Genomic DNA, 9,669 nt, shown 5'->3' on the forward strand with positions numbered 1-9,669 from the left:
CCCTTCCCCTCCCCGAACCCCTCCCTTTCCCCGCGAAAACTTTGACTGGCGGGGAGGCCGCGCGGAGGGAGTCCCGTTGAAAAAACGAAAGGCTGTGAACGGATGTTCGCAGCCTTTTTGCTTTGCAAAGGAAGAGTCTTCTTCTTCTTCTTCTTCTTCTTCTTCTTCTTCTTCTTCTTCTTCTTCTTCTTTCTCGCCAGCATCCATCAGGCGGGGACTCCTTTTGAGCCGCCTCCCCACCAGTCGAAAGTCTTGGAAAAGGAGGGGGCCGGGGGAGGAATAACCCTTCTTCAGAAGGGGTTTCCTCCCCCGGTCATCTCCACTATTTCTTTTCAGGCAACGGGCCGCGCGGGAGGAAACGCCACGTGTCGCGGATTTCCATAGCGGCTTCGTTGATGAAGGGAATGTCGTTGTAGTAGAGGGCGCCGATGGGCACATCATATTTTTCCTGTGCCGCGGCGAAATCCTGATGCAGCTTGCTGTAGGGCACCCAAAGCGGGGTGATGACCCAGAGCAGCAGCCATATCGTGAACATGCAGAGAAGCAGTTTCACATAGCCGGGGAGAGGGCGTCTGGACATGATGCGTTTCCTATGAGGGGTGCCGGGAAGATCCCGGCCCGGTGAGCTTTTGAATAAGGAGGTGGAATCGCCGGGCGATCCCACCTCCGGGTCCGGGCTTGCCGGAAGTGGCGCACCCGGAAGCCGGATGCGCCGATGAGTCCGTTAGATCTTCGCCGTGATTTCGGGGAAGACGAGGTAGAACATCACATACGCCATGGCGAGGGTCAGAGCCAAGTTGAAGGACTGGCCGCAGACGTACAGGATGAGGGGCTTGCCGCCCTTGAAGTAGGGGGTGAGTTCGCGGAAGTTGGTGCTCAGGCCGATGGCGGTAAAGGCGAGCACGAAGAACCACGTGCGGACGCCCTTTTCGATGCCGTCGATGACGCCCTTGTTGATGAGGGCGGTGCCGAGGTCAGGGCCGAGGTCGGCGCTGTAGATGGAGAAGATGATCGAAGCGGTGAGGAAGCCGATGACGAACTTGGGGAAACGGTGCCAGATTTCCATCAGGCTGGTTTCGCGTCCGGCGGTCTTTTCAACGCTGGTGCACCAGTACACGGCGATACCGAAGGCGGTCACGCCGATGAGCACGTTCTGGATCATCTTGATGGTCGCGGCCACGTACATGGCCTTGGGGCCGAGCAGCGCGCCGGCGGCGGCCACGGCGCCCGTGGAGTCGACCGTACCGCCGATCCACGCGCCGCCAAGCACTTCAGGCAGGCCGAGGTACTTGATGAAGGCGGGCAGGGCCACCATCATGATGGCGGTAAAGGTCATGGACAGGCCGAGGGCGAGGGTAAGCTCTTCCTTCTTGGCGCGGCACGCGGCGGCCGCGGCGATGGCGGCGGAGGTGCCGCACACGGACATGTCGGCGGAGATGGTGATGTTCAGGGTCGGGGAAGCCATCTTGAGGACCTTCTGGCCGAAGATGAAGGTCGTGATGAGCACGATGGGGGTGACCACCCACGCCACGAAGATACCGGCGGTGCCGATGGCGATGATCTTGTCGAACAGGATTTCCGCGCCGAGGAGCACGAGGCCCGTCTTGATGAAGTATTCAACCTGGAGCGCGGGCTTCATCCACTGCGGGGTGCCGATCGTGTTGGCGATGATCATCCCGAACATGATGCCCCAGGGCTCCACGCCGATGCCGTAGTAGGCCATGGTGGACTGCTTGCCGAGGATCATGGCGATCACCACGACGACGAACAGGCCCACGAAGCCGATGAGGAACTTGGGCAGGTTCTGGCCCATGACGAAGATGCCGATGCCGAAGAACAGGGCAAAGGCGACCATCAGCAAGGGCAGGGTGGTGAAGAGGTTTACGGGCTTGGCCTTGGCGGAAGCCTTGGACGCGTCGGCCTTGGCCTTGGTCCAATCCTTGATGGCCGCTTCGGCGGCGGTGTTCAGGCTGGCATCCTTGTAGCCCGCGTCGGCGGCGAGCTTTTCGGCGGCCTGAGCGGCGGCGAAAGAGCTTTCGGCCTTGGCCTTGGCGGCTTCAGCCTTTTCCTTGTTGGCCGCGTTCTTCGCGTCGGCTTCGGCCTGGCTGGTAAACATGGACTTCACGGGGTTGTCCGTCCACTTGCCGGGGCTGGCGATGAATGCCTTGATTTCCTTGGCGATAGGCAGGTTGGTGCCTACGACGCCCTTCTTGGCGTCCTGAGCCTGGATATACGCGATAGTCTTAAATGGAGCCTTCTCGGCTTCCACCTTCATGATCGCGTTGGACTTATCGATCGTTTCTTTATAACTGGCCGGAGCGCCATTGATGAAAATGCAGATGGCCGCGATGAGCAGAGCGAAACCAAGCCAAATGGCCCAGTAGTCTTCCTTCTTCCACAGGTCTGACCAGTGCGATTGAGCTCGGTCTACGACCACGTTGCTGTTTTCATTTGCCATAACAGTCTCCTCCTGGCTTTGGGCATGTGCCGAAAGCCAAATCTGTTTTGGTGAAAAAGTTCACCGATTCCTCTGCCTGTGAGCGGTTGTGGAGTTTACGGCTCCACAGACCAGACGCCTTTAGTCCGACTAATAACAGGACACGGTCTATTGTCAACCGAATTTTGAATGTAATAGCGGGTTATTGGGGAACGAATACGGAGCGGAGAGGAATAAGCCTTGTATATGAACACAATAGACTGAATGCTCAATCAAAGGGGAACAAATTTGATATGATTTGGACAAGAGAGCGCATATGGAACGGTATATAGGGCACAAAAACGGATAAGTGATTCTGCTTTTTTCTGTTTGTATGGTTTTAACATATTTATATTATTATATTATATTGGATAGGTGTTTCTCCCTTCCCTTCTGGAGTTCCGACCCCATAAGGCCCATCATGCTCTGGAGTTCACCAGGGAACTCTTGAGAGACGCCATCCCTAGAAAGGGCTTTTTTGAAAAAAACTCGAGAGTTCCATGCCGCAAGAACCTGGAGTCATGGGGGATAAAAAAAGAACGGGATGCGATGGAATCAGGGGGAACGACGCGGCATCATCACGCAGATGCAGCTGTTGTCGACAAGAAAAGAGGACGGTCATCAGCCCTTTCAACCGCAACGCGACAGCAGGGCAACGAGAGAAAGGTACACAAGGGCAATGTGTTCGGTACTGAATCCAGAGGCTGAACTCATGGAGTCGCCGTTTATGATGCAGCGAGGAGAATTCGGTGTGCACTCTCTGTCATAGGGCAATGCAGATTTGCATTGCCCTATGAAGCGATACGTCATCATCCGTAGGCTGCTTCTTTCCATGCGGAAGCGTCACGGCTTCGAGGATAGTTTATTGCCTGTATTTTCCTGTAGATAGCTTCAATTATTCGTGTGGGGACTGTTTCAAACCGTACAGTGCAGTCGGGTAGGAGGGGGTTACCAGACGTTATAATGCACTTTCTGTTCGTCGTAACGTTCCTTATGCGAGAAAGTCGTCTCGGAATAGCCGAGGATGGCAAGGCCGAGCGGCGATACGGTATCCGGAAGATTAAAGAGCTCACGGAAAGCCTGTTCCCGTTCGGGGACGGGGTGGACGCCGCACCAGAGCGAAGCCAGCTCCTTGGCGCGTGCCGCGAGCAACAGGTTTTCCATAGCGGCGGAGCAGTCCTGCACCCAGTATTTGCCGTAATTGGCCGACGTGGTGTCCCCGCACACGAGGATGGCGAGCGGAGCCTGCTTGATCATGCCCGCATATGGATGAAAATCCGGAATCTTATCCAGTTTTTCGCGGTCCGTGATGACCACGAACCTCCACGGCTGGATGCCCCCCGCAGTAGGCGCGGACATGGCGGCGCTCAGCAATTCTTTGACGAGATCTTCTCCGACGGGCCGGTTCAGGAACTGGCGGATGCTGCGGCGAGTATGGAGGACTTCAAAGGCATCCATAAGAACGCTCCTTTCATTGGGTTTATGTTCGTTGCACCATACCAGAACCGTTTTTGTTGCACCAGAGCCGATTTGCCGGGCTCCTCCAATGGAGATGCCGTGTAGCCCGCACGGATGTTTGGATATTCTTTTTCGGCGCGTCAGGGCTTGTCACTGCGTTATCATGCGTGTATTCTTTCCGGTCTGGACAAAGAAACGAGGGGGTCGTTCCTGCTGTGTTCGTACCCCGGACGTATTTCGTTTGCTGGTTTTTTTTCTTCATTCTTTTTCGTGATAGCGTGTTTTGAAGGAGTTTTTATGGCTGGTTTGCCGGGTCCCGGAGATCGTATTGAAGCCCGTTGCACTCGCTGCAATGACATTACCGGGCATGTCATCGTCGCCCTTGTCGGCGGGGAAATTGTCAAGGTGGAATGCCGCGCCTGCGGAAGCGTGCATAAGTATTACCCGCCTGCGACTCCCAAGGAAGCGAAGGGAAAGACGGCCGTTTGCCGCGTAAAGGCCGGTGAGACCCGTAAGGAGGCCGTGAATTCCTTCAAGCCCACCTCCACGCCTTCGACGGCCGCCGCATCGCCCGCCGCCGTGTCCCGGGCCGCCGCCAAAGCGCAAAAGGCCGCTGAGGACATGGAGCAGAATTGGCAGCGCACCATGAACATGACCGCCGCTTCCGCCCGCCCCTACGCCATGAACGAGTCCTTCGCCGTCGGCGATGTTATCGATCATCCCAAGTTCGGCAGCGGCGTCGTGCAGGAAATCTTTCCTCCCGATAAGATGCAGATCCTCTTCCGCGACGGCGCCAAGATGCTGCGCTGTGCGTGCTGAGGGGCAGTAAAGCGATTTTGAGATTGGGGAGAGGAGCACCCCACGGTTCTCCTCCTCCCCAAAAACTGCCGGCGCGGCTCGCACCCACCCCTCCTCTCCCAAGACTTTCATCTTTATCGAATCCCTATTCCGGATTTTTCTGTGATTATCATAACCAATTCTTTGGAATGATGGACTTTGTTGCATTGAAAACGATAGCCTGTTGCGAAAGTACGGTGTAACAATAACGGGGCGATCGAAAACGAACGGTTCCAAACCGGCGCAAGGCGGTTTGGAACCGTTCGTTTTCGATCGCTCTGAGGGGTCCGGGGGAATTCGACCCAAAGGGCGGCGAAGCCGTGACCGTTAGGCGAGCTTGCGAGTCTTACGGGCATCGCACGCAGAGCGATTCCCCCCGGCAGGCCTTACGGCATCATGGCGCAGAGCATGAGCCCGGTCGTGACCGGAAGCCCGCACATGATGTTGGCGTTGGCGATGGCCTGCCCGGATGCGCCGCGGCAGACGTTGTCGATGACGGATACCACGATGAGACGGTTGGTCCGGGGATCGACGATGACGGACATGTCGCAGAACATCGTCCCACGGACATTACGGGTCTCGGGAAGCTGGCCGGAGGGCAGGACGCGCACCCACGGGCTGTCCGCCCATGTTTCCTCATACACCCGCTGGGCGTCCGCCTGCGAGAGGGGAGCCTTGAGCTGTGCGTAGATCGTGGACAGGATGCCGCGGTTCATGGGCACAAGATGCGGATTGAAAGAGATGGTCATGGGCCCGTGCGCCAGACGGGACAGTTCCTGCTCGATTTCCGGGGTGTGGCGGTGCGTGCCGATGCCGTAAGCCTTGAAGGAGTCCGCGACTTCGCAGTAGAGCGAACCGAGCTTGGCGGAACGGCCCGCGCCGGATACGCCGGACTTGGAGTCCGCGACGATGCCGTGGGTTTCGATCAGGCCGTCGGCGAGGGCCGCGGTCATGCCGAGGATGATCGAGGTGGGGTAGCAGCCGGGGTTCGCCACAAGGCGCGCCTTGGCAATGTCGGAGGCGTAGAGTTCCGGCAGGCCGTATACCGCTTCGGGAAGCAGGTCGGGTCGCTTGTGCTCGACTTTGTACCACTGCTCATAGGTTTCCGCGCTTTTGAGGCGGAAGTCGGCGGAAAGATCCACCACCTTGAGGCCGCGCTCCACAAGCGCCGCCGCCATTTCGGTGGCCGCCGTGTGCGGGACGGCGAGGAAGGCCAGATCGCATTCTTTGGCGATGAGTTCCGGTTCGGGCTCGATGAGGATGACGTCGGCTCCCGGCAGGCCATTGAGGAACGGATACAGATCGCCGAGCCGCTTGCCCGCTTCGGTGCGGGAGGTGGCGGCGGTGAGCTTCATGTTCGGATGGCCGGTCAGCAGGCGCGCCAACTCCATTCCGGTGTAGCCGGTGACCCCGACAAGGCCCACCCGGATCATTTCTTGTGGCATGGCTTTTAATCCACCTTTTTCATGACGTATTTCATGCGCAGTTCGTACAGGATGCCCTCCAGAAGGCGGGCTTCGTCGCTGTCGAGGCATTGTTTGGTCTTTTCTTCGAGCATGGTCAGGATGTCGATGGTATGCTTGGCTATGACCAAATCCTGTTCGGTCGCGCCCGATTCAGGATTGGGGACCTCGCCGAGCTGCACCAGCGCGGACGAGGCGAGGGAAAGGATAAACGTGGAAAACGTAACCTGCGGCATGGAGCAGTCGCAGCCGGGCTTATTGCAGTCACAGGCCTTGTGGTCTTCAGGGGAAGCAGCGTTCATGGTGTCTCCGTGGAACGAGTGTCTATGATGGGTCCGGCGGGGATGCCGGTTCAACTTCTTACATCAGGAATAACTCGTCCCGGCTCAACGTCAAGGGCGCGATGATATGCGGAAAGTGCCGTTTCCAGATAATCGCGCGACGCGCTGAAGCCGCCGGAGGCACGCAAACCGTGCGCCAGAGCGTGCAATCCCGCCAGCGCGTCGGCCCAGTCCACCCAGCCCATGTGCCCGAAGCGGACCATGCGGCCCTTATAATGATCTTGTCCCCCCGCGAATACGATGCCGCATTCGTCGGCTGCCACCTTGAGGAGCTTGTCGCCGTCCACCCCGGCGGGCAGCATGATGCTGGTGACGCCCCATGCGTAATGCGTGGGCGCGAACAGGGGCAGATCCAGCGCCAGCGCCCCGGTACGGACCATGCAGGTGAGCGCCCACTGCTTGCGGTACAGGGCGTCGAGGCCGCCTTCTTCGAACAGCATGGACAGGCTTTCGTGCAGCCCCACGATGAGGTTGACCGGCGAGGTGAACAGCCCTTGCCCCTTGAGCAGGTTGTCGCGTTCGCCCGCGAGGTTGAAATAGAAGCAGGAGACGGGGATGGATTCGGCGCGTTTCCATGCGCGTGCGGAAAGGGCCATCAGCGCCATGCCGGGCGGGACCATGAGGCCCTTCTGGGAGCCGGTGAGGAGGCAGTCGATGCCCCATGCGTCCATCGGGCAGGGAGAGATGCCGACCGCCGAGATGCCGTCCGCGACAAGGAGCACTTCGCGCGTGCGGGTAAGCCGGGCGATGGCTTCCACCGGATGCTGCGCGGCGGTGGAGGTTTCGCAGACCTGCATGAACACGCCCTTGGCCTCGGGATGTTCGCGGAGCGCCTGTTCGACCTGCGCGGGCGTCACGGCCTGTCCCCAGGCCACATCGATTTCCACGACCTTAAGCCCGCGTACGGCGGCGATTTTGGACCAGCGTTCACCGAATTTGCCGCCGTTCACCACGATGACGGTTTCGCCGGGCAGGAACAGGCCGTGCACGGCGGCGGTCATGGCCCCGGTGCCGGAGCAGGAAAGCGGGAGCACCGGCTGTTCGGTGCCGAACAGCTTCTGGAGCATGGTTTCGGTTTCCAGCAGGATTTTCTTGAAGCCGGGCTTCCGGTGATGGATCATGTCCTGCGCGAGGGCGAGGCGGACGCGTTCGGGCAGAGGCGTGGGGCCGGGAGTGAGCAAACGGGGCTTGTTGAACATGATGTCTCCTGTCATGCGGACAAATTTCGCGGCGCGGATCAGTCTTTCCAGACCCGCAGGATAAAGACTTTGAGATAGGCCGTTTCGGGCATGGACGGATGCACCGGATGATCCGGCCCCTGGAAGCCCTGATACAGCAGTTGCGTGTTCAGGCCCCTCTTGGCGGCGCACTGGGCGATCAGGCGGCGCAGCGCTTCGGCCTCAAGGTGGTGCGAACAGGAACAGCTCGTAAGAATGCCCCCGTTTTCCACGAGTTGCAAGCCCAGATCGTTGACCCGGCGGTAGGCGTTGAGGCCCTGTTCGGCGTCCTTCTTGCGCTTGATGAAGGCCGGGGGATCGACGCAGACCACGCCGAATTTCCGCCCCCCGTCGCGCAGGGACGCCAGCGTGTCCAGCGCGTCGCCGGGCAGCGTCTCGCCGGGGCATCCGGCGTTGGCGGCAAGGTTGCGGCTTGCCATGTCGAGAGCCTGTCTGGAGGCGTCGAGGAACGTCACGCCCGCCGCGCCGTTCCGGGCCGCCATGACCCCGAACGCGCCCGCGTAGCAGAAGGCGTCGAGCACGGTCTTGCCCTTGGCGTACTTGGCGGCCTCCACCCGGTTGGGGCGCTGGTCGTAGAACCAGCCGGTCTTCTGGCCTTCCGCCAGCGAGACGGTAAAGGCTGCGCCGCTTTCCCGTACTTCGATTTCGTCCGGCACCGTGCCCATGCCCGTTTCCACGAGCAGGGGCAGGTTTTCCATCGTCCGCACGCCCACATCGTTGCGGAGCAGCACGGCTTTGGGGGTGAACAGCTCTCCGAGCACTTCAAGCAGGGCATCCTTCTGGGCTTCCATACCCGCCGTGGTGATCTGAGCGCTGAACACGTCGCCGTAGCGGTCGAGCACGAGGCCGGGCAGCCAGTCGCCTTCGCCGTGGCACAGGCGGTAAAAGGGCACGTCGAACAGCGTTTCGCGCAGCTGCAAAGCCCGTTCAAGGCGTTTTTTGATGAGGGCGGCGTCGAGCGGCTCATCGGCCTTGCGGCTGACGATACGCGCGGCGATGAGCGAAGCGGGGTTGACGTAGGCCGTCCCGATGGTGCGCCCGTCGGCGGCGCAGACCTGCGCGGCCTCGCCCGGCTCGAACGCCGTCAGCGGGGATCGCTTCACGTCCACTTCGTTGCTGAATATCCACAGGTGCCCCGCCCGCAGGCGGCGGTCTTCGTGTTTTTTGAGGAAAAGCTGTTGCATGGGTGTCCTTATGGAGGAAAGGGAATGAAGATTGGGGAGGGGGGAGGGAACCCTTCTGGAGAAGGGCTTCCCTCCCCCCTCCCCAAACCCCACCCCTCCCTCTCCTAAGACTTTCGTAATGGGGTGGGGGAGGCGCGAGTGTCGTTCCCTGTTTTTCCGTTTACAATGCGGCGATAGTTTTTGTGATTTTTTAGAGGGATATTCAGTTCAGGAGGAAAACGTAGGCCCAGATGCCCGCGTTGATGACCATTGCTAGGAAGATGGCGGCGGAGGCCATATCCTTGCCGCGTTTGACGTGTTCGTTCCATTCGGTGGTCACGAGATCGAAGGATTCCTCGTCGGCACTGTTGAGCAGTTCCACGACCATGACCCCGAGCCAGCCTCCGAGCACCAGCAGCCATTGTCCGGCATCTTTGCCCGTCACGGCAAGCAGTGCCGCCAGAACAACCAGTACGAGCACTTCATGCCGGAACGCCTGTTCTCCTTTCCATGCGAACACGAGGCCGGACAGGGAATTCTTGGTGGCTCCCATCAGATGCTTGGGATTGATGAATCGGGGCATAGCTTTCTCCCGGTTTCCTTTCAAAGGATGATGCATGGCACAGTTGCCGCCAATGCCAAGTCTCAAAACACAAAAGTCTTAGGAGAGGAAGGGGAGGGGTGTGGGGAGGG

The 9,669-nt window shown here is 59.5% G+C and carries 10 protein-coding genes; 1 reads left to right on the forward strand and 9 read right to left on the reverse strand.

Going from position 1 to position 9,669, the window contains the following annotated elements; genetic code table 11:
- From T370_RS23175 to T370_RS0119505, 4 genes are all read right to left on the reverse strand, one after another.
- Positions 1 to 207 (reverse strand): hypothetical protein (locus T370_RS23175; protein ID WP_034507193.1); only part of this gene is annotated, 207 nt, incomplete at its 3' end.
- A gap of 115 nt (positions 208 to 322) precedes the next feature.
- A complete protein-coding gene (locus tag T370_RS0119490; protein WP_005025335.1) occupies positions 323 to 580 on the reverse strand; it encodes a hypothetical protein in 258 nt (85 codons plus the stop codon).
- A 144-nt stretch (positions 581 to 724) separates the two neighbouring features.
- Entirely contained in the window at positions 725 to 2,458 is a 1,734-nt protein-coding gene (locus T370_RS0119495) for a YeiH family protein (protein ID WP_029436733.1), read from the reverse strand.
- A 966-nt stretch (positions 2,459 to 3,424) separates the two neighbouring features.
- Positions 3,425 to 3,934, reverse strand: a complete 510-nt coding sequence (locus T370_RS0119505; RefSeq protein ID WP_029436735.1) for a nitroreductase family protein — start codon at positions 3,932 to 3,934, stop codon at positions 3,425 to 3,427.
- A gap of 297 nt (positions 3,935 to 4,231) precedes the next feature.
- On the opposite strand from T370_RS0119505, the gene T370_RS0119510 reads away from it, so the two are divergent.
- Entirely contained in the window at positions 4,232 to 4,753 is a 522-nt protein-coding gene (locus tag T370_RS0119510) for a hypothetical protein (protein ID WP_005025341.1), read from the forward strand.
- A 404-nt stretch (positions 4,754 to 5,157) separates the two neighbouring features.
- Here the strand turns inward: T370_RS0119510 and argC are convergent, their stop codons facing one another.
- From argC to T370_RS0119535, 5 genes are all read right to left on the reverse strand, one after another.
- Positions 5,158 to 6,216, reverse strand: coding sequence for an N-acetyl-gamma-glutamyl-phosphate reductase (gene argC / locus T370_RS0119515; protein WP_029436736.1), 1,059 nt, complete (start codon positions 6,214 to 6,216; stop codon positions 5,158 to 5,160).
- Positions 6,217 to 6,221: 5 nt separating this feature from the next.
- A complete protein-coding gene (locus tag T370_RS0119520) occupies positions 6,222 to 6,536 on the reverse strand; it encodes a DUF1844 domain-containing protein (protein ID WP_005025345.1) in 315 nt (104 codons plus the stop codon).
- Between the two features lie 50 nt (positions 6,537 to 6,586).
- Positions 6,587 to 7,774 carry a pyridoxal-phosphate-dependent aminotransferase family protein gene (locus tag T370_RS0119525; RefSeq protein WP_005025347.1) on the reverse strand — a complete coding sequence of 396 codons (1,188 nt, stop codon included), beginning with the start codon at positions 7,772 to 7,774 and terminating at the stop codon, positions 6,587 to 6,589.
- 38 nt (positions 7,775 to 7,812) lie between these two features.
- Positions 7,813 to 8,997, reverse strand: a complete 1,185-nt coding sequence (locus T370_RS0119530) for a class I SAM-dependent rRNA methyltransferase (protein WP_029436737.1) — start codon at positions 8,995 to 8,997, stop codon at positions 7,813 to 7,815.
- A gap of 202 nt (positions 8,998 to 9,199) precedes the next feature.
- Positions 9,200 to 9,559, reverse strand: coding sequence for a diacylglycerol kinase (locus tag T370_RS0119535; RefSeq protein ID WP_029436738.1), 360 nt, complete (start codon positions 9,557 to 9,559; stop codon positions 9,200 to 9,202).
- Positions 9,560 to 9,669 lie beyond the last annotated feature (110 nt).

Source organism: Bilophila wadsworthia ATCC 49260 (genome assembly GCF_000701705.1).
Lineage (GTDB): Bacteria > Desulfobacterota > Desulfovibrionia > Desulfovibrionales > Desulfovibrionaceae > Bilophila > Bilophila wadsworthia.

Coding starts and splice junctions, on each gene's coding strand:
- T370_RS0119505 (WP_029436735.1), bottom strand. CDS start 3,934: ATGGATGCCTTTGAAGTCCTCCATACTCGCCGCAGCATCCGCCAGTTC.
- T370_RS0119490 (WP_005025335.1), bottom strand. CDS start 580: ATGTCCAGACGCCCTCTCCCCGGCTATGTGAAACTGCTTCTCTGCATG.
- T370_RS0119525 (WP_005025347.1), bottom strand. CDS start 7,774: ATGTTCAACAAGCCCCGTTTGCTCACTCCCGGCCCCACGCCTCTGCCC.
- T370_RS0119520 (WP_005025345.1), bottom strand. CDS start 6,536: ATGAACGCTGCTTCCCCTGAAGACCACAAGGCCTGTGACTGCAATAAG.
- T370_RS0119530 (WP_029436737.1), bottom strand. CDS start 8,997: ATGCAACAGCTTTTCCTCAAAAAACACGAAGACCGCCGCCTGCGGGCG.
- T370_RS0119510 (WP_005025341.1), top strand. CDS start 4,232: ATGGCTGGTTTGCCGGGTCCCGGAGATCGTATTGAAGCCCGTTGCACT.
- argC (WP_029436736.1), bottom strand. CDS start 6,216: ATGCCACAAGAAATGATCCGGGTGGGCCTTGTCGGGGTCACCGGCTAC.
- T370_RS0119535 (WP_029436738.1), bottom strand. CDS start 9,559: ATGCCCCGATTCATCAATCCCAAGCATCTGATGGGAGCCACCAAGAAT.
- T370_RS0119495 (WP_029436733.1), bottom strand. CDS start 2,458: ATGGCAAATGAAAACAGCAACGTGGTCGTAGACCGAGCTCAATCGCAC.